18 protein-coding genes are annotated in these 18,613 nt (G+C 54.7%); 15 read left to right on the top strand and 3 right to left on the bottom strand.

Annotation, left to right across the window (positions count from 1 at the left end):
• Positions 1-162: 162 nt before the first annotated feature.
• Complete coding sequence (locus tag FDX24_RS00975; RefSeq protein ID WP_137363691.1) at positions 163-801, top strand: DUF1007 family protein; 639 nt, start codon at positions 163-165, stop codon at positions 799-801.
• Positions 792-1,772: a nickel/cobalt transporter gene (locus FDX24_RS00980; RefSeq protein ID WP_137363692.1), complete on the top strand. Its 981-nt coding sequence runs from the start codon at positions 792-794 to the stop codon at positions 1,770-1,772. The genes FDX24_RS00975 and FDX24_RS00980 overlap by 10 nt, the downstream gene beginning before the upstream one ends.
• A gap of 104 nt (positions 1,773-1,876) precedes the next feature.
• Here FDX24_RS00980 and suhB read toward each other — a convergent pair whose 3' ends face one another.
• On the bottom strand, positions 1,877-2,680 hold the full coding sequence (gene suhB, locus FDX24_RS00985; RefSeq protein WP_137363693.1) for an inositol-1-monophosphatase: 804 nt from the start codon (positions 2,678-2,680) through the stop codon (positions 1,877-1,879).
• 118 nt (positions 2,681-2,798) lie between these two features.
• Here suhB and trmJ point away from each other — a divergent pair, with 118 nt between their 5' ends.
• From trmJ to sseB, 11 genes are all read left to right on the top strand, one after another.
• Entirely contained in the window at positions 2,799-3,530 is a 732-nt protein-coding gene (trmJ, locus tag FDX24_RS00990; protein ID WP_048218399.1) for a tRNA (cytosine(32)/uridine(32)-2'-O)-methyltransferase TrmJ, read from the top strand.
• Positions 3,531-3,703: 173 nt separating this feature from the next.
• Positions 3,704-4,195, top strand: a complete 492-nt coding sequence (gene iscR, locus FDX24_RS00995; RefSeq protein ID WP_003037674.1) for a Fe-S cluster assembly transcriptional regulator IscR — start codon at positions 3,704-3,706, stop codon at positions 4,193-4,195.
• A gap of 112 nt (positions 4,196-4,307) precedes the next feature.
• Complete coding sequence (gene iscS / locus FDX24_RS01000; RefSeq protein ID WP_003835233.1) at positions 4,308-5,522, top strand: cysteine desulfurase; 1,215 nt, start codon at positions 4,308-4,310, stop codon at positions 5,520-5,522.
• Between the two features lie 25 nt (positions 5,523-5,547).
• A complete protein-coding gene (gene iscU, locus FDX24_RS01005) occupies positions 5,548-5,934 on the top strand; it encodes a Fe-S cluster assembly scaffold IscU (protein ID WP_002913991.1) in 387 nt (128 codons plus the stop codon).
• Between the two features lie 20 nt (positions 5,935-5,954).
• Positions 5,955-6,278, top strand: a complete 324-nt coding sequence (gene iscA / locus FDX24_RS01010; RefSeq protein ID WP_003037681.1) for an iron-sulfur cluster assembly protein IscA — start codon at positions 5,955-5,957, stop codon at positions 6,276-6,278.
• A gap of 108 nt (positions 6,279-6,386) precedes the next feature.
• On the top strand, positions 6,387-6,902 hold the full coding sequence (gene hscB / locus FDX24_RS01020; RefSeq protein ID WP_003838436.1) for a co-chaperone HscB: 516 nt from the start codon (positions 6,387-6,389) through the stop codon (positions 6,900-6,902).
• Positions 6,903-6,917: 15 nt separating this feature from the next.
• The gene (hscA, locus tag FDX24_RS01025; protein ID WP_115601662.1) at positions 6,918-8,768 is read left to right on the top strand and encodes a Fe-S protein assembly chaperone HscA; all 1,851 of its coding nucleotides are present in this window, start codon (positions 6,918-6,920) and stop codon (positions 8,766-8,768) included.
• A 1-nt stretch (position 8,769) separates the two neighbouring features.
• Positions 8,770-9,105 (top strand): ISC system 2Fe-2S type ferredoxin, encoded by a 336-nt coding sequence (fdx, locus tag FDX24_RS01030; RefSeq protein ID WP_003037690.1) that lies wholly within the window; start codon positions 8,770-8,772, stop codon positions 9,103-9,105.
• Between the two features lie 11 nt (positions 9,106-9,116).
• A complete protein-coding gene (gene iscX / locus FDX24_RS01035) occupies positions 9,117-9,317 on the top strand; it encodes a Fe-S cluster assembly protein IscX (RefSeq protein ID WP_003037694.1) in 201 nt (66 codons plus the stop codon).
• A 61-nt stretch (positions 9,318-9,378) separates the two neighbouring features.
• Positions 9,379-10,662, top strand: a complete 1,284-nt coding sequence (pepB, locus tag FDX24_RS01040; RefSeq protein ID WP_137363694.1) for an aminopeptidase PepB — start codon at positions 9,379-9,381, stop codon at positions 10,660-10,662.
• A gap of 70 nt (positions 10,663-10,732) precedes the next feature.
• Entirely contained in the window at positions 10,733-11,509 is a 777-nt protein-coding gene (gene sseB / locus FDX24_RS01045; RefSeq protein ID WP_005120414.1) for an enhanced serine sensitivity protein SseB, read from the top strand.
• 36 nt (positions 11,510-11,545) lie between these two features.
• Here sseB and timP read toward each other — a convergent pair whose 3' ends face one another.
• Both timP and sseA read right to left on the bottom strand, forming a co-directional pair.
• On the bottom strand, positions 11,546-11,674 hold the full coding sequence (gene timP, locus FDX24_RS23580) for a small toxic inner membrane protein TimP (RefSeq protein WP_306308094.1): 129 nt from the start codon (positions 11,672-11,674) through the stop codon (positions 11,546-11,548).
• A gap of 339 nt (positions 11,675-12,013) precedes the next feature.
• Positions 12,014-12,862, bottom strand: coding sequence for a 3-mercaptopyruvate sulfurtransferase (gene sseA, locus FDX24_RS01050; RefSeq protein ID WP_061068338.1), 849 nt, complete (start codon positions 12,860-12,862; stop codon positions 12,014-12,016).
• A gap of 206 nt (positions 12,863-13,068) precedes the next feature.
• On the opposite strand from sseA, the gene FDX24_RS01055 reads away from it, so the two are divergent.
• Both FDX24_RS01055 and FDX24_RS01060 read left to right on the top strand, forming a co-directional pair.
• On the top strand, positions 13,069-18,000 hold the full coding sequence (locus FDX24_RS01055; protein ID WP_137363695.1) for an alpha-2-macroglobulin: 4,932 nt from the start codon (positions 13,069-13,071) through the stop codon (positions 17,998-18,000).
• Positions 18,001-18,613, top strand: a 613-nt coding sequence (locus tag FDX24_RS01060; RefSeq protein ID WP_170973045.1) for a transglycosylase domain-containing protein, incomplete at its 3' end; no start/stop codon positions are given.

The following is an 18,613-nucleotide window of genomic DNA, read 5'->3' on the forward strand; positions in this document are numbered from 1 at the left end:
TTTGGGTGGAATTTCCCGAAGAAGAAATTATCGAAATTGAGAACTGAATCGATACCGGAAAAGGGTGCTCAACTTTTTTTCGTTCAATGATATCCTCGGCACACTTGCGCCAAATACGGCATCATTATTTGTGGCGGTGTTGATTTTTATCGTGGAGAACTCATGCAAGGCGTTAAACGTATCATTATGACGTTGTTTCTCGCTGTCCTGTCTTTTGGCACAGGTGCGCATCCCCACAGCTTTATTCATCTGAAAACCGAAGTTGTGAGCGAAAATGATCGGTTCGTCGCGCTAAAAATGCGCTGGACGATGGATGAAATCACGTCGGCGGATCTGCTTTACGACGCGGGGAATGCTAAACCTGGCGATGAAATTTGGAAAAAACTGGCGGCGGAAGTGATGGCCAACGTTCTCGGGCAGCACTATTTCACCGAAGTATGGCACGATGGGAAAAAGGTAAAGTTTAAAAACAGACCGACGGAATATGGCATGGAGCGTAAAGAACACCAGGCGGTGCTGACGTTCGTTCTGCCGCTGGCCGAAGCTCAACCACTGAGCGGTCAAAAATATACTATTTCAACCTTCGATCCGACCTACTACGTCGATATGAGCTATGACAAAGACAGCGACGCCCGGCTTTCGCAGACCATAAGCCAGCAATGCCATATTTCAATGCATACGCCGACGCCGAATGAACACATGCTGAGTTTTGCGCAGTCTCTGGATAAAGAAGACGCACCGCCGGAGGATATGGAGTTGGGTAAACAGTTTGCACAGACGGTGACGCTGCAATGTCAGTAGTTTATCAACAACGCGCAGCCAGACGCCGCTGGCTCACGCTATGGCCGCTGGCGGTCTTTTTGTTGTTGGCGACAGGCGGGGTGTTGTGGTTATGGCAGGCCTGGCCGCAGGTGATGATGCAAAGTGTCGTCTGGCAGCGAGACGTTAACCAGCAGATGAGCGGGTTGCTGAAAGCGGTTGCCGCGAACCCCACACGTGCGGGCGGATCTCTGCTGTTGTTTAGCTTTATATATGGGGTATTGCACGCATTGGGGCCGGGGCACGGCAAAATCGTCATCACGACCTGGCTTGCGACGCATCCGTCGAAGCTCAAGTCGAGCATCGGGCTGACGCTGGCGTCTTCCCTATTACAGGGGCTGGTGGCAATAGGGCTGGTGGTTGTGGTGCTCACGGTACTGCAACTGCCTGCCCGACAGCTGCATATAAGCAGTTTCTGGCTGGAGAAGGGAAGTTATGCGCTGGTTGGCATGTTGGGTGTTTTATTGTGTGTCCGTGCGCTAAAGAAATTGCGCCAGCTGCTGATGCGCCCGAAATTCACCGCCTTTACGCCGCACCATGTGCATCACGAGGGCTGCGGCTGCGGGCATCAGCATTTGCCCAACCCGGAACAACTGCAAAGCGGTGATGACTGGCGCGCCCGGTTGATGATTATTCTCTCTATGGGCATGCGCCCCTGCTCTGGCGCAATTATGGTGCTGCTGTTCAGTAAAGTGGTTGGCGTCTTTAGCTGGGGTATGGCGTCGGCGCTGGCGATGGCGGCAGGAACCTCTTTAACGATTACGTCACTGGCTCTGCTGGTACACAGTTTTCGCTCGCTGGCGGTGAGAATTAGCGGACACAAAGCCCCGGTGCTGTGGCGACAGATTGGCTGGACGACGCTGGCGTTAGCCGGTGGTGCGGTGCTGATTGCTGCTGCGGTAGTGATGTGGATGAGCGCGGTGCCGGTAGGGCGAGGGATAAGACCGTTTTAGCACTGTTGTAGAATGAATGCCTGATGGCGCCTCGCTTATCAGGCCTACGGGGAACGCCCCTGGTAGGCCGGATAAGGCGCTAGCCGCCATCCGGCATCAAACGATTAGCGTTTCAGCGCGTCGCTCAGTTCATCACGCATGTTCGCCAGCATGGCTTTAACAACGCGCGGGTTACCTGCAACGATGTTGCCGGTCGCCAGATAGTTATGACCACCGGTGAAGTCGCAAACCAGTGCGCCAGCTTCACGCGCAATCAGCTCACCTGCTGCGAAATCCCATGGTTTCAGACCGATTTCGAAGTAACCGTCAACGCGCGCAGCGGCAACGTAAGCCAGATCCAGCGCAGCAGAACCTGTGCGGCGGAAGTCAGCGCACTCGGTAAACATTTTGCCAAGAATTTTCATGTAAGAAGCGGCGTGTTGCTTCGCTTTGAACGGGAAACCGGTGGCGATGATGGTGCCGTCCAGATCGCGGGCGGTGCTGCCACGCAGACGATAGCCGTTCAGCTGTGCGCCCTGGCCGCGAGTGGCGGTGAACAGTTCGTTACGCATCGGATCGTAAACAACGGCAACTTCAGTACGGCCTTTAATGCGTACTGCGATAGATACCGCGAAGTGCGGCAGACGTTTTACGAAGTTGGTAGTGCCATCCAGTGGATCGATAACCCATTGAACATCCTGATCTTCACCTGCGTGCTCACCGCTTTCTTCGGTGATGATGGTGTGCTGTGGGTAAGATTTGCGAATTGTTTCGATAATAATCGCTTCGGCGGCTTTATCGACGTTAGTCACGAAATCATTGCTGCCTTTCTGGCTGGTTTCTACAGAGTCTGGGGTTTCGTAGTGTTTGGCAATTATATTACCCGCCTTGCGCGCTGCGCGCACGGCGATGGTCAGCATCGGATGCATCGGTCTCTCTCACTGGATGTTAAAGAACGGGAAAACGGCGCAGAGTATAGCAGCGAGTTCGGAATATGTCTTCGTTTTATGATAATATGCCCGAATAATCTTTAGCCGAAGAAATACAATGCTGCAAAATATTCGAATCGTGCTGGTGGAAACCTCTCACACTGGCAACATGGGCTCTGTAGCCCGCGCAATGAAAACCATGGGTTTAACCAATTTGTGGCTGGTAAATCCACTGGTTAAACCGGACTCTCAGGCCATCGCTCTGGCGGCAGGTGCCAGTGATGTAATCGGCAGCGCACAGATCGTCGATACTCTTGATGAAGCGCTGGCAGGTTGCAGCCTGGTAGTAGGCACCAGTGCGCGCTCCCGTACACTACCGTGGCCGATGCTGGATCCGCGTGAATGCGGTTTAAAAAGCGTCTCTGAAGCGACGAATTCGCCCGTAGCGCTGGTGTTTGGTCGTGAACGCGTTGGTCTGACGAATGAAGAACTGCAGAAGTGCCATTACCACGTCGCTATTGCCGCGAACCCGGAATACAGCTCGCTGAACCTGGCGATGGCGGTGCAGGTCATCTCTTATGAAGTGCGTATGGCCTGGCTGGCAACGCAGGAAAGCGAGAAGACCACAGAATACGAAGAAGCTGAGTACCCGCTGGTCGATGATTTAGAGCGTTTTTACGGTCATCTGGAACAAACGCTGCTGTCGACCGGGTTTATCCGCGAAGGGCATCCGGGACAGGTGATGAACAAGCTGCGCCGTCTGTTTACGCGCGCGCGTCCGGAGAGCCAGGAACTGAACATTTTGCGCGGGATTTTAGCGTCGATTGAGCAACAAAATAAAGGCAAGTAAACGTAACGCCTCCGGCAAGTAAAAATGGCACTGAAGGTTAAATACCTGACTAAATTAGTCAAGTAAATAGTTGACTGATTTAGTCGGGAATGTCAGACTTGCCCCTGCTATGCAATACCCCCATTTTACAATAAAAAACCCCGGGCAGGGGCGAGTTTGAGGCTAAGTAAGACATGAGACTGACATCAAAAGGGCGTTATGCCGTGACCGCAATGTTGGACGTTGCGCTCAACTCCGAAACGGGCCCGGTACCGTTGGCTGATATTTCTGAACGTCAGGGAATTTCCCTGTCATATCTGGAGCAGCTGTTTTCCCGTTTGCGTAAAAACGGTCTGGTTTCCAGCGTACGTGGACCAGGCGGCGGGTATCTGCTGGGTAAAGATGCCGGCAGCATCGCAGTAGGTGAAGTAATCAGCGCTGTGGACGAGTCTGTAGATGCGACCCGTTGCCAGGGCAAAGGCGGTTGTCAGGGCGGCGATAAATGCCTGACCCACGCGCTGTGGCGCGATCTGAGCGATCGTCTGACCGGTTTCCTCAACAACATTACGTTGGGCGAACTGGTGAATAATCAGGAAGTCCTGGATGTGTCTGGTCGCCAGCATACCCATGACGCTCCGCGCACTAATCGTGCTCAAGACGCGATCGACGTTAAGTTACGCGCATAATAAAAGTATTTTAGAATCAGGCCGGGGTGTTACACACCCCGTTAACACGGTCGTACATCCAGCCGGTTGCCTGATTCCTTGCATTGAAGCGATGTACGGAGTTTATAGAGCAATGAAATTACCGATCTATCTCGACTACTCCGCAACCACGCCGGTGGACCCGCGTGTTGCCGAGAAAATGATGCAGTGTCTGACCCTGGACGGAAACTTTGGTAACCCAGCGTCTCGTTCACACCGTTTCGGCTGGCAGGCTGAAGAGGCGGTAGATATCGCCCGTAACCAGATTGCCGATCTTGTGGGCGCTGACCCGCGTGAAATCGTCTTTACTTCCGGTGCGACTGAATCCGATAACCTGGCGATTAAAGGTGCAGCCAACTTTTATCAGAAAAAAGGCAAGCACATCATCACCAGCAAAACCGAACACAAAGCCGTGCTGGACACCTGTCGTCAGCTGGAGCGCGAAGGGTTCGAAGTCACCTACCTCGCCCCGCAGCGTAACGGCATTATCGACCTGAAAGAACTTGAAGCGGCAATGCGTGACGACACCATCCTCGTCTCCATCATGCACGTGAATAACGAAATCGGCGTGGTGCAGGATATCGCGACTATCGGCGAAATGTGCCGTGCGCGCGGCATCATCTATCACGTTGATGCGACCCAGAGCGTAGGCAAACTGCCTATCGATCTGAGCCAACTGAAAGTGGACCTGATGTCCTTCTCCGGTCACAAAATCTATGGCCCGAAAGGTATCGGTGCGCTGTACGTGCGTCGTAAACCGCGTATTCGTATTGAAGCGCAGATGCACGGCGGCGGTCACGAGCGCGGTATGCGTTCCGGTACGCTGCCTGTGCACCAGATCGTCGGCATGGGTGAAGCTTACCGCATCGCCAAAGAAGAGATGGAAACCGAGATGGCGCGCCTGCGCAGTCTGCGTAACCGTCTGTGGAACGGCGTGAAAGATATGGAAGAGGTGTATCTCAACGGTGACCTCGAGCAGGGCGCACCGAACATTCTCAACGTCAGCTTCAACTTTGTTGAAGGCGAGTCGCTGATTATGGCGCTGAAAGATCTGGCGGTATCCTCCGGTTCTGCATGTACTTCTGCAAGCCTGGAGCCATCCTACGTGCTGCGCGCACTGGGGATGACCGACGAGCTGGCACACAGCTCAATTCGTTTCTCTTTAGGTCGTTTCACTACCGAAGAAGAGATTGACTACGCCATTAATCTGGTTCGCAACTCCATCGGCCGCCTGCGTGACCTTTCTCCGCTGTGGGAAATGTTCAAACAGGGCGTGGATCTGAACAGCATTGAATGGTCACATCACTAATCGGTACCGATAAGGAGAATTCAGCATGGCTTATAGCGAAAAAGTAATCGATCATTACGAGAATCCACGTAACGTGGGTTCTTTTGACAACAGCGACGAGAACGTGGGCAGCGGCATGGTGGGTGCACCAGCCTGTGGCGACGTGATGAAGTTGCAGATCAAAGTCAACAATGAGGGTATCATTGAAGACGCGCGTTTCAAGACTTACGGCTGCGGTTCCGCTATTGCTTCCAGCTCTCTGGTTACCGAATGGGTAAAAGGGAAATCTCTGGACGAAGCACAGGCGATTAAAAACACCGATATCGCCGACGAGCTTGAACTGCCACCGGTGAAAATTCACTGCTCTATTCTGGCTGAAGACGCGATTAAAGCCGCGATTGCGGATTACAAAAGCAAACGTGAAGCAAAATAATTAAGAGTTGAGGTTTTATTATGTCGATTACCTTAAGCGACAGTGCAGCAGCGCGTGTAAATACCTTCCTGGCAAACCGCGGTAAAGGGTTTGGTCTGCGTCTGGGCGTGAGAACCTCCGGCTGCTCAGGTATGGCCTATGTACTGGAATTTGTTGACGAGCCGGCGGCTGAAGATACCGTGTTTGAAGACAAAGGCGTAAAAGTTGTGGTCGACGGTAAGAGCCTGCAATTCCTCGACGGTACGCAGTTAGACTTCGTCAAAGAAGGTCTGAACGAAGGGTTTAAGTTTACTAACCCGAACGTGAAAGACGAATGTGGATGCGGCGAAAGCTTCCACGTGTAACGCGCTTACCGATAACCCCACCGTGGTCGCCTGCGCGTGGGGTTTGTTTTACCTGACTCTCTGGTTTTGCTCCCGTGAACAACAGAGAATCGATGCCCTGAGAATGTTATGGACTACTTCACCCTCTTTGGCTTGCCGGCCCGTTATCAGCTCGATACTCAGGCGCTGAGCCTACGTTTTCAGGATCTACAACGTCAGTATCATCCTGATAAATTCGCCAGCGGTTCCCAGGCGGAACAACTTGCTGCGGTTTCGCAGTCCGCTACCATTAATCAGGCCTGGCAAACGCTGCGTCATCCTTTGATGCGCGCCGAATACTTATTGTCTTTACACGGCTTTGACATCCGTAGCGAGCAGCACACGGTGCGCGATACCGCGTTCCTGATGGAACAGCTGGAGCTGCGCGAAGAGCTGGACGAAATTGAACAGGCAAAAGACAGTCAACGTTTAGATGCGTTTATGCAGCGCGTCAGCGAAATGTATAACGTTCGCCATCAATTGATGGTGGAACAGCTGGATAGCGAGACGTGGGACGCAGCGGCAGATACCGTGCGTAAGCTGCGTTTTCTCGATAAACTGCGAAGCAGTGCAGAACAACTCGAAGAAAAACTGCTCGATTTTTAATTTCCGGAAGCGAAAATGGCCTTATTACAAATTAGTGAGCCTGGTCTGAGCGCCGCGCCGCACCAGCGTCGTCTGGCGGTAGGTATCGATTTAGGCACCACCAACTCCCTGGTTGCGACCGTACGCAGCGGCCAGGCCGAAACGCTGGCAGATCATGAAGGTCGCCACCTGTTGCCGTCAGTGGTTCACTATCAGCAGCAGGGTTATTCTGTCGGTTACGATGCCCGCGCCAATGCTGCGCTGGATACGGCAAACACCGTCAGTTCGGTAAAACGCATGATGGGCCGCTCTCTGGCGGATATCCAGGCGCGTTACCCGCATCTGCCATATACGTTCCAGGCAAGCGAAAACGGCTTGCCGATGATTGAAACCGCTGCCGGATTGCTTAATCCGGTGCGCGTCTCCGCTGATATTCTGAAAGCGCTGGCCGCGCGGGCAACCGAATCACTGTCCGGCGAACTGGACGGCGTGGTGATCACCGTTCCGGCTTACTTTGACGATGCACAGCGTCAGGGGACCAAAGACGCCGCGCGTCTGGCGGGTCTGCACGTATTACGTCTGCTGAACGAACCGACCGCAGCTGCGATTGCCTATGGTCTGGACTCCGGTCAGGAAGGCGTGATTGCGGTCTACGATCTTGGCGGCGGTACTTTTGATATTTCTATTCTGCGCCTGAGTCGCGGCGTATTCGAAGTGCTGGCGACCGGCGGTGATTCCGCGCTCGGCGGCGACGACTTTGACCATCTGCTGGCGGATTACATTCGCGAGCAGGCGGGTGTTGCCGATCGTAGCGATAACCGCGTACAGCGCGAACTGCTGGATGCCGCTATTGCAGCGAAAATCGCGCTTAGCGACGCTGATTCTGTAACAGTTAACGTGGCGGGATGGCAGGGTGAAATAACCCGTGAAATCTTTAATGAACTCATTTCCGCACTGGTCAAGCGTACGCTGCTGGCCTGCCGTCGCGCGCTGAAAGATGCGGGCGTGGAGCCGCAAGATGTGCTGGAAGTGGTGATGGTCGGTGGTTCAACGCGCGTGCCGCTGGTACGTGAACGCGTTGGTGAATTTTTTGGTCGCACGCCGTTGACTTCTATTGATCCGGACAAAGTGGTCGCCATTGGTGCGGCAATTCAGGCGGATATTCTGGTCGGGAACAAACCGGACAGCGAAATGCTGCTGCTGGACGTTATCCCGCTGTCGCTCGGTCTTGAAACTATGGGCGGTCTGGTGGAGAAAGTGATCCCGCGTAACACCACGATTCCGGTGGCGCGCGCGCAGGATTTTACCACCTTTAAAGATGGCCAAACCGCGATGTCCATTCACGTGATGCAAGGCGAGCGTGAGCTGGTGCAGGACTGCCGTTCACTGGCGCGTTTTGCGCTGCGCGGTATTCCGGCGCTGCCAGCAGGCGGCGCGCATATCCGCGTGACCTTCCAGGTGGACGCCGATGGTCTGCTGAGCGTCACCGCCATGGAGAAATCCACCGGCGTTGAGTCCTCAATTCAGGTTAAACCGTCCTACGGTCTGACCGACAGTGAAATCGCCTCCATGATTCAGGATTCGATGAGTTTTGCCGAGCAGGACGTTAAAGCCCGTTGGCTTGCAGAACAGAAAGTCGAAGCGGCACGCGTGCTGGAGAGTTTATCCGGTGCGCTGAACGCTGATGCCGCGCTGTTAAGCGCCGCAGAACGTCAGGCTATCGACACCGCCGCCGCGCATTTGAGCGAGGTTGCACAGGGTGACGATGTTGACGCGATAGAACAAGCCATTAAAAACGTAGACAAACAAACCCAGGAATTCGCCGCTCGCCGCATGGACAAATCCGTCCGTAGCGCGCTGAAAGGCCATTCCGTGGACGAGGTTTAATATGCCAAAGATTGTTATTTTGCCTCATCAGGATCTCTGTCCCGATGGCGCAGTTCTGGAAGCTGAGACCGGCGAAACCATTCTTGATGTTGCCCTGCGTAACGGTATCGAGATTGAACACGCCTGTGAAAAATCCTGTGCCTGCACAACCTGCCACTGCATCGTACGTGAAGGTTTTGATTCTTTGCCGGAAAGCACAGAAGAAGAAGACGACATGCTGGATAAAGCCTGGGGACTGGAGCCGGAGAGCCGTTTAAGCTGTCAGGCACGTGTCACCGAGGACGATTTAGTGGTCGAAATCCCACGTTACACAATCAATCATGCACGTGAGCATTAACAGAGGGTAGTATGGGACTGAAGTGGACCGATAGCCGTGAAATCGGCGAGGCGCTGTACGACGCGTTCCCCGATCTCGACCCCAAGACCGTTCGTTTCACCGATCTGCACCAGTGGATCTGTGACCTGGAAGAGTTCGATGATGATCCACAGGCATCGAACGAAAAAATCCTTGAGGCCATTTTGCTGGTCTGGCTGGACGAAGCCGAATAAGTCAACGGGCTGCCCACGGGCGGCCCGTTTTCCTGTATGCGCGAAAATAAGGATAAATAAAATGACAGAAGCCATGAAAATTACGCTTTCCACGCAACCCGCCGATGCCCGCTGGGGTGAAAAGGCGACATACAGCATTAATAATGACGGTATTACCCTGCACCTGAACGGAAAAGATGACATCGGCCTTATCCAGCGCGCCGCCCGTAAAATTGACGGCCTGGGTATTAAGCATGTCCAACTGGACGGTGAAGGCTGGGATACCGAACGTAGCTGGGCATTCTGGCAGGGCTACAAAGGACCAAAAGGCACCCGCAAAATTGAGTGGGCCGCTCTGGATGAGGCGCAGCGCAAAGAGCTGGATAACCGCCTGAAAATTATTGACTGGGTGCGCGATACCATTAACGCCCCGGCAGAAGAGCTGGGCCCGGAACAGCTGGCGCAACGCGCAGTAGACCTGCTGTGCTCTGTTGCCTGCGATAACGTCTCTTACCGCATCACTAAAGGCGAAGATCTGCGCGAGCAGAACTACATGGGATTGCATACCGTAGGTCGTGGCTCCGAACGTCCTCCGGTGCTGCTGGCGCTGGATTACAATCCAACTGGCGATAAAGAAGCCCCGGTTTATGCCTGCCTGGTGGGTAAGGGAATTACTTTTGATTCCGGCGGTTACAGCATCAAGCAAAGCGCATTTATGGACTCAATGAAGTCCGACATGGGCGGTGCGGCAACGGTGACCGGCGCGCTGGCGTTTGCTATCACCCGTGGTCTGAACAAGCGCGTGAAGCTGTATCTGTGCTGCGCGGATAACCTGATTAGCGGCAACGCCTTTAAGCTCGGCGATATTATTCACTATCGCAACGGTAAAAAAGTTGAAGTGATGAATACCGATGCAGAAGGGCGTCTGGTACTGGCCGATGGCCTGATTGACGCCAGCGCGCAGAAACCGGAACTGATTATTGATGCCGCCACGCTGACCGGCGCGGCGAAAACTGCGCTGGGCAACGATTACCACGCGCTGTTTAGCTTTGACGATCAGCTGGCTACCCGTCTGCTGGCAAGTGCGGCGCAAGAAAACGAGCCGTTCTGGCGTCTGCCGTTGGCAGAGTTCCACCGTAGCCAGCTGCCGTCTAACTTTGCCGAGCTGAATAACACCGGCAGCGCGGCCTATCCGGCGGGTGCCAGCACCGCGGCGGGTTTCCTGTCCCATTTCGTGGAAAACTATCAGCAGGGCTGGCTGCACATCGACTGCTCTGCAACCTATCGCAAAGCGCCAGTTGAGCAGTGGTCTGCGGGCGCAACCGGTCTGGGTGTGCGCACGATTGCGAATCTGCTGACCGCGTAATTTATGACTGTATGGCCGGATAGCGTTTTGCGCATTCGGCCTACACGTACTCATCCAATTTGTGGTTCTTATGTCTGAAACAAAAAACGAATTAGAAACCCTGCTGGAGCAAGCGGCGACAGAGCCTGCGCATCGTCCGGCATTTTTCCGTACTTTACTGGAGTCTACCGTCTGGGTGCCGGGTACTGCCGCAGAAGGCGAGGCGGTGGTTGAAGACAGCGCCCTCGACCTTCAGCACTGGGAAAAAGAAGACGGCACCACCGTGATCCCGTTCTTCACCTCCCTGGAAGCCCTGCAGCAGGCGGTTGAAGATGAGCAGGCATTTGTCGTCATGCCGGTGCGTACATTGTTTGAAATGACGCTCGGCGAAACGCTGTTTCTCAACGCGAAACTGCCGACCGGCAAAGAATTTATGCCGCGTGAAATCAGCCTGCTGATGGGGGAAGAGGGGAATCCGCTCAGCACCCAGGAAGTACTGGAAGGCGGTGAATCGCTGATCCTCTCTGAAGTCGCTGAACCTCCGGCGCAGATGATTGACTCGCTGACTACGCTGTTTAAAACCATTAAGCCGGTAAAACGCGCGTTTCTCTGCTCGATCAAAGAAAGTCCGGATGCCCAACCCAACCTGCTGATTGGCATTGAAGCCGATGGCGATATTGAAGAGATTATTCATGCCACGGGGAGTGTTGCAACGGATACGTTACCGGGTGATGAACCGATTGATATCTGCCAGGTGGTGAAAGGTGAGAAAGGGGTCAGCCACTTTATTACCGAACACATCGCGCCTTTCTACGAGCGCCGCTGGGGCGGCTTCCTGAGGGATTTCAAACAGAACAGGATTATCTGAGTAAAGGAAAGCCGCCCCGTAGGGCGGCTACCTGGCTTACTTGCCCTGGGCGCTGAGCGTCACGCGTGCAAAATTACCTGAGTAACTCTGGTCCCCGTGAAGACACAACGCGCCAGATACAACAAGCACGATACAGAAGTACCGTATTTTCATTGCGCGGTCCATGCGAAGACCGCATCACGACAGCACCACTGGCGATCATGCCGTGATAGCAAGCACTGAGGTGCGCCTGCGTATACGGCCATACAATGACCTTCCCTAAAGCCAGTGCCCGTTTGCGAGACAGCGGAAAGGGCCGCTCAGAATAATACATTAAATGTTGAATAGTTTCCCTGTTAATTAACTTGACTTTTATTCTCTTAAACCGGAATATTTAGCTCCTGAGGTGTGCCTGCGTTGCTATGGCAACACAGCCTGCTGGAAAGGCCGCGAACCGGACTGGCACAAAAAAACCGCTCATTTGAGCGGTTTTTTTGTGGGCGAAAAAGATGTGTAAATCAGATTTTATTTAGTTTCGGGTTCTACCGGTAAATCGTTGCGCGCTCCCCATTCGCTCCATGCGCCGTCATACAACGCGACGTTGGAAACGCCCAGCGTCGCAAGCGCCAGCACCACCACGGCCGCCGTTACGCCGGATCCGCAACTGGCGATTATCGGTCTGTCAAAGCTCACGCCGTGGCTGAAGAAAATAGCATCCAGCTCATCGGTGGTTTTCAGTTCGCCGTCACGAACCAACTCTGTCCACGGTACGTTCAGCGCACCGGGAACATGGCCGCGCTTGAGGCCTGGTCGGGGTTCGTCAACTTCTGCGTTAAAACGCGCAGCCGGGCGCGCATCGACAATCTGTGCGGTTTTTTCATGGCTGGCCAGCAGGACATCGGTCACCCGCACGACGGCCTCTGGCGTAAACACGGCGTCAAATTCACCTTCGGGCAAGTCAACATTTCCTGTCTGCAAGGGGAGCTCATCACGCTGCCAGCTCGCAAAACCGCCTGCCAAAATGGAGACATTTTCGACGCCAAATGTGCGCAGCATCCACCAGGCACGCGGGGCGGAAAACAGATTGCCATCGTCGTAGATGACCAGGTGTTTATCCTGATGTACGCCCAGCTCGCGCATGGCGACGGCGAAAGCCTCCGGACGTGGCAGCATATGCGGTAACGCAGAAGTATGGTCGGAGAGCGCTTCGATATCAAAAAAGACCGCACCAGGAATATGGCCGGCGCGATACTCCTCGCCAACATCGCGATCTTCCTGGCCTGGAGGTGCCATCCGGGCATCAAGAATTTGTATTTCCGGGTCGTCAATATGTTCGACAAGCCAGTCGGCAGCGACAAAGAAGGCGGTAGTCATAGGCATCTCCATTTTTACCAGGTTTCGGCAAATTGTCGGATGTTTGGTGCAAAGCGACAAGTAAAAGAGGCTGATTTGTCAGGTGGACCCACATTAATCACGAAAATTCAGACAACAACATCTTATTACTGACTTCCACCTGCTGAAATCTGACGCATAATAGTTGTTCTACGTTGCTAACGGGCCACTCAGGCCAGGGATGAAAAATGAAACATTTACGCGTAGTGGCCTGTATGCTGATGTTGGCGCTGGCGGGGTGCGATAATAACGATAAGCCGTCGACGACGGCAAAAAATGATACGCCCGCCCCACAGACCACACCGGTAAAAGATCCGGCGCAATTACAAAAGCTGATGCAGCAAAGCCAGGGCAAGCCGTTGACGCTGCTGGATGCCTCAGAAGTCCAGTTGGATGGTGCGGCGACGCTGGTGCTGACTTTTTCTATTCCTCTCGATCCTGAACAAGATTTTTCTCGCGTACTGCACGTTGTCGATAAAAAAAGCGGCAAAGTGGATGGGGCCTGGGAGCTGGCGCCAAACCTGAAAGAGCTGCGCTTACGCCATCTTGAACCTAACCGGGAACTGGTGGTGACCATTGAGCGTGATTTGCTGGCGCTGAATAAAGCGACGTTCGCTATCGACTATGAAAAAAATATTACCACCCGCGACGTCCAGCCAAGCGTAGGCTTCGCCAGTCGCGGCTCGCTGCTGCCGGGAAAAGTGATTGAAGGGCTGCCAGTGATGGCCCTTAACGTCAACAGCGTGGATGTGAACTTCTTTCGCGTGAAGCCCGAGTCGCTCGGTGCATTTGTCAGCCAGTGGGAATATCGTAATTCGCTGTCAAACTGGGAGTCAGACAATCTGTTGAAAATGGCGGAACTGGTGTATACCGGGCGCTTTGACCTTAATCCTGCGCGCAACACCCGTGAGAAGCTGCTGCTGCCGCTGAGCGATATCAAGCCGTTGCAGCAAGCGGGTGTTTACATCGCGGTGATGAATCAGGCTGGACAATACAACTACAGTAATGCCGCTACGCTGTTCACGCTCAGCGATATTGGTGTGTCTGCACACCGCTACCATAATCAACTGGATGTCTTTACGCAGAGTCTGGAAAACGGCGCCGCGCAGCAGGGGATTGAGGTCACGTTACTCAATGAAAAAGGACAGACGCTGGCGCAGGCTACCAGCGACGCTCAGGGTCATGTCAAACTGGAGACTGATAAAGACGCGGCTTTATTGCTGGCCCGCAAAGACGGGCAAACCACGCTGCTGGATCTGAAGCTCCCGGCGTTGGATCTGGCTGAATTTGATATTGCCGGTGCGCCGGGATACAGCAAACAGTTCTTTATGTTCGGCCCACGCGACCTCTATCGTCCTGGCGAAACGGTGATCCTCAACGGATTACTGCGTGACAGCGACGGCAAAACATTGCCCGACCAACCGGTGAAGCTGGAAGTCGTGAAACCCGACGGACAGGTATTACGCTCGGTAGTTAGCCAACCGGAAAACGGCCTGTACAGTTTTAGCTGGCCGCTGGACAGCAGCGCGCCAACCGGCATGTGGCATATTCGTGCCAATACTGGCGACAACCAGTCGCGGATGTGGGATTTCCACGTCGAAGATTTTATGCCGGAGCGGATGGCGCTTAACCTCGCCGCTAGTAAGATGCCGGTGGCGCCAACTGATGAAGTGAAGTTCTCGGTGGTGGGCTACTACCTGTACGGCGCGCCCGCCAACGGCAATGCGCTGCAAGGCCAGCTTTATCTGCGTCCATTGCGGGATGCGGTACAGGCGTTACCGGGCTTCCAGTTTGGGAATATCGCCGAAGAAAACCTTTCCCGCAGCCTCGATGAAGTTCAGCTCACGCTGGATGACCACGGACGCGGCGAAGTGACCACCAACAGCCAATGGCAGGAGACGCATTCTCCGTTACAGGTGATCCTGCAAGCCAGCCTGCTGGAATCAGGTGGCCGCCCGGTGACGCGTCGGGTTGAGCAAGCCATCTGGCCTGCGGATACGCTGCCGGGTATTCGTCCGCAGTTTGCGGCAAAAGCTGTCTATGACTACCGCACCGATACCACCGTGAATCAGCCTATCGTTGATGAAAACAGCAACGCCGCTTTCGACATTGTGTACGCCGATGCGCAAGGCGAGAAAAAAGCGGTGTCGGGTTTGCAGGTGCGTTTGATCCGCGAGCGACGAGATTATTACTGGAACTGGTCTGAAGGCGAGGGCTGGCAATCACAGTTCGATCAAAAGGATCTGGTTGAAGGTGAGCAGACTCTGGATCTTAAGGCTGATGAAACCGGTAAAGTCAGCTTCCCGGTTGAGTGGGGCGCCTATCGTCTGGAAGTGAAAGCTCCGAATGATGCGGTGAGCAGCGTACGCTTCTGGGCCGGTTATAGCTGGCAGGATAATAGCGACGGCAGTGGGGCTGTTCGTCCCGATCGCGTGACGCTGAAACTGGACAAGCCCAGCTATCGTCCCGGTGATACCATGAAGCTGCACGTTGCCGCTCCCGCTGCTGGCAAAGGTTATGCGATGGTGGAATCCAGCGAAGGCCCGCTGTGGTGGCAAGAAATAGACGTACCGGCGGATGGTCTCGATATTTCCATCCCAATCGATAAAACCTGGAATCGCCACGATTTGTATCTTAGTGCGCTGGTGGTTCGTCCTGGCGACAAGTCCCGTTCGGCAACGCCAAAACGGGCGGTCGGTTTACTGCATTTGCCGTTAGGTGACGAAAACCGTCGTCTGGCGCTGGCGCTGGAAAACCCGGCGAAAATACGTCCAAACCAGCCGTTGACCGTCAAGATTAAAGCCAGCGTCAAAAATGGCGACGTACCAAAACAGATTAACGTGCTGGTCTCTGCCGTTGATAGCGGGGTGCTGAATATTACCGATTACGCCACGCCGGATCCGTGGCAGGCATTTTTCGGGCAAAAACGCTATGGCGCGGATATTTATGATATTTACGGCCAGGTGATCGAAGGGCAAGGACGTCTCGCAGCACTGCGCTTTGGTGGTGATGGCGATGAATTAAAACGCGGCGGTAAGCCACCGGTCAATCACGTCAATATCGTGGCGCAACAGGCGCTGCCGGTCACGCTTAACGAGCAGGGCGAAGGTATGGTGACGTTACCTATCGGTGATTTCAACGGCGAGCTGCGGGTAATGGCGCAGGCCTGGACGGCGGATGACTTTGGCAGCAGCGAAAGCAAGGTGATTGTTGCCGCGCCAGTAATTGCTGAACTGAATATGCCGCGTTTTCTGGCGGGAGGCGATACCTCGCGCCTGACGCTGGACGTGACTAACCTGACTGACAAACAGCAAACGCTGAATATTAAGCTCGCGGCCAATGGTTTACTGGAGCTGATGGGGCAAGATCCCGCGCCGGTAAATCTGGCGCCAGGAGTAAGGACTACGCTGTTTATTCCGGTGCGCGCGCGGGAGGGGTTTGGCGATGGCGAAATTCAGGCAGAAATTAGCGGTCTGACTTTACCGGGTGAAACGCTGCCTGTTCAGCATAAACAGTGGAAGATTGGCGTGCGTCCGGCGTTCCCGGCGCAAACCGTTAATAACGGTGTCGCACTTCAGCCGGGCGCAACCTGGCAGCTTCCGGGCGAAGCACTGACCAATTTCTCTCCAGCGACGATGCAGGGACAACTGCTGTTCAGTGGTAAACCGCCGCTGAATCTGGCGCGCTACATCCGTGAACTGAAAGCTTACCCTTACGGTTGCCTTGAGCAAACGGCGAGCGGGTTGTTCCCGTCTTTATACACCAACGCTGCGCAATTGAAGGCGTTAGGTATCGCGGGTGACAGCGATGAAAAACGCCGAGCGGCAGTAGAGATTGGTATCTCTCGTTTACTGCAAATGCAGCGTGATAATGGTGGTTTCGCGCTGTGGGATAAAAACGGGTCGGAAGAGTACTGGCTTACCGCGTATGTCATGGATTTCCTCGTCCGGGCAAATGAACAGGGCTACAGTGTCCCGGCAGAGGTCATTAACCGGGGCAACGAGCGACTGCTACGCTATTTGCAGGATCCGGGCATGATGTCGATTCGTTATACCGACGACGCATCCGCGAGCCGCTTTGCCGTCCAGGCTTACGCCGCGCTGGTACTGGCTCGTCAGCAGAAAGCCCCGCTCGGCGCGCTGCGTGAGATCTGGGAGCGCCGTACGCAGGCAGCTTCGGGTTTACCGCTATTGCAACTGGGGATCGCGCTGAAAAACATGGGCGATGCTAACCGCAGTGAACAAGCGTTAACGCTGGCGTTGAATACGCCACGCCGCGATGCGCAGCAGTGGATGGCGGATTACGGCAGTCAGTTGCGCGACAACGCGCTGATGCTGGCCTTGCTGGAAGAAAACAAACTTAAACCTGAAGTACAGAATACGCTGCTGAACACCTTGTCAGAACAGGCCTTTGGACAGCGCTGGCTCTCTACTCAGGAAAATAATGCGCTGTTCCTTGCCGCGCGTACGTTACAGGATTTGCCTGGTACGTGGCAGGCGCAAACGTCACTCTCTGAACAACCGTTAGCCGCAGAGAAATCACAGACGCGTAATCTGGATGCCGACGCGCTGTCTACGCTGAGCGTGACCAATACCGGTAATCAGCCTCTGTGGTTGCGTCTGGATGTGAGCGGTTACCCGCAAACCTCACCGACGCCTGCCAGCAATGTCCTGCATATTGAACGTCAAATCCTGGGGCTCGACGGGAATAGCAAATCACTGGATTCTCTGCGTAGCGGCGAGCTGGTGCTGGTCTGGCTGGAGGTAAAAGCCAGCCAGAACGTGCCGGATGCGCTGGTGGTCGATTTACTGCCAGCAGGCCTGGAACTGGAAAACCAGAATCTGGCCAACGGCAGCGCCAGCCTGCAGGATAGCGGCAGCGAAGTGGCGAATCTGCTCAATCAGATGCAGCAGGCAGATATCCAGCACGTTGAGTTCCGTGACGATCGCTTTGTCGCCGCGGTGGCGGTCAACGAAGGACAGCCGGTGACGCTGGTGTATCTGGCGCGGGCGGTAACGCCGGGGACCTATCAGGTTCCTGTGCCGCAGGTGGAGTCCATGTACGTTCCGCAGTGGCGCGCGACTGGTGCGACAGAGGGACTGTTGATTGTCAGACCGTAAATGATGCGCGGGTTGGGTAAACGCGGCTGCTGGCTCTGGCTGGCAGCCGTTGCACTATTGTTTGTGGCGGCGGTTTGGGCGGCAGATAAAATCTGGCCGCTGCCGCTTCACGAAGTCGATCCGGCGCGTGTCGTGGTGGCCTATGATGGTACGCCACTCTGGCGCTTTGCCGATGCGGATGGTATCTGGCGGTATCCGGTAACGATTGATGAGGTGTCGCCCCGCTACCTTGAGGCGTTAATTAACTACGAAGACCGTTGGTTCTGGAAACATCCTGGGGTTAATCCTTTTTCAGTGCTGCGCGCGGCATGGCAGGACCTCTCCTCAGGGCGTGTGGTTTCTGGCGGCAGTACGCTCACCATGCAGGTCGCACGATTACTCGATCCCCATCCGCGAACCTTCGGCGGCAAGTTTCGCCAACTCTGGCGCGCATTGCAGCTGGAATGGCATCTCTCCAAACGCGACATCCTGACACTGTATCTCAACCGTGCGCCGTTCGGCGGTACGCTGCAGGGCGTGGGGGCGGCAAGCTGGGCTTATCTTGGTAAATCACCTGCGCAATTGAGTTATTCCGATGCCGCGCTGCTGGCCGTGCTGCCGCAGGCACCGAGCC

This window comes from Citrobacter sp. wls716 (assembly GCF_005280975.1).
Lineage (GTDB): Bacteria > Pseudomonadota > Gammaproteobacteria > Enterobacterales > Enterobacteriaceae > Citrobacter > Citrobacter youngae.

What these genes read in the sequence shown, in the direction of transcription:
- FDX24_RS00975 (WP_137363691.1), top strand. Translation starts at nt 163, where the DNA reads ATGCAAGGCGTTAAACGTATCATTATGACGTTGTTTCTCGCTGTCCTG.
- FDX24_RS00980 (WP_137363692.1), top strand. Translation starts at nt 792, where the DNA reads ATGTCAGTAGTTTATCAACAACGCGCAGCCAGACGCCGCTGGCTCACG.
- suhB (WP_137363693.1), bottom strand. Translation starts at nt 2,680, where the DNA reads ATGCATCCGATGCTGACCATCGCCGTGCGCGCAGCGCGCAAGGCGGGT.
- trmJ (WP_048218399.1), top strand. Translation starts at nt 2,799, where the DNA reads ATGCTGCAAAATATTCGAATCGTGCTGGTGGAAACCTCTCACACTGGC.
- iscR (WP_003037674.1), top strand. Translation starts at nt 3,704, where the DNA reads ATGAGACTGACATCAAAAGGGCGTTATGCCGTGACCGCAATGTTGGAC.
- iscS (WP_003835233.1), top strand. Translation starts at nt 4,308, where the DNA reads ATGAAATTACCGATCTATCTCGACTACTCCGCAACCACGCCGGTGGAC.
- iscU (WP_002913991.1), top strand. Translation starts at nt 5,548, where the DNA reads ATGGCTTATAGCGAAAAAGTAATCGATCATTACGAGAATCCACGTAAC.
- iscA (WP_003037681.1), top strand. Translation starts at nt 5,955, where the DNA reads ATGTCGATTACCTTAAGCGACAGTGCAGCAGCGCGTGTAAATACCTTC.
- hscB (WP_003838436.1), top strand. Translation starts at nt 6,387, where the DNA reads ATGGACTACTTCACCCTCTTTGGCTTGCCGGCCCGTTATCAGCTCGAT.
- hscA (WP_115601662.1), top strand. Translation starts at nt 6,918, where the DNA reads ATGGCCTTATTACAAATTAGTGAGCCTGGTCTGAGCGCCGCGCCGCAC.
- fdx (WP_003037690.1), top strand. Translation starts at nt 8,770, where the DNA reads ATGCCAAAGATTGTTATTTTGCCTCATCAGGATCTCTGTCCCGATGGC.
- iscX (WP_003037694.1), top strand. Translation starts at nt 9,117, where the DNA reads ATGGGACTGAAGTGGACCGATAGCCGTGAAATCGGCGAGGCGCTGTAC.
- pepB (WP_137363694.1), top strand. Translation starts at nt 9,379, where the DNA reads ATGACAGAAGCCATGAAAATTACGCTTTCCACGCAACCCGCCGATGCC.
- sseB (WP_005120414.1), top strand. Translation starts at nt 10,733, where the DNA reads ATGTCTGAAACAAAAAACGAATTAGAAACCCTGCTGGAGCAAGCGGCG.
- timP (WP_306308094.1), bottom strand. Translation starts at nt 11,674, where the DNA reads ATGGACCGCGCAATGAAAATACGGTACTTCTGTATCGTGCTTGTTGTA.
- sseA (WP_061068338.1), bottom strand. Translation starts at nt 12,862, where the DNA reads ATGACTACCGCCTTCTTTGTCGCTGCCGACTGGCTTGTCGAACATATT.
- FDX24_RS01055 (WP_137363695.1), top strand. Translation starts at nt 13,069, where the DNA reads ATGAAACATTTACGCGTAGTGGCCTGTATGCTGATGTTGGCGCTGGCG.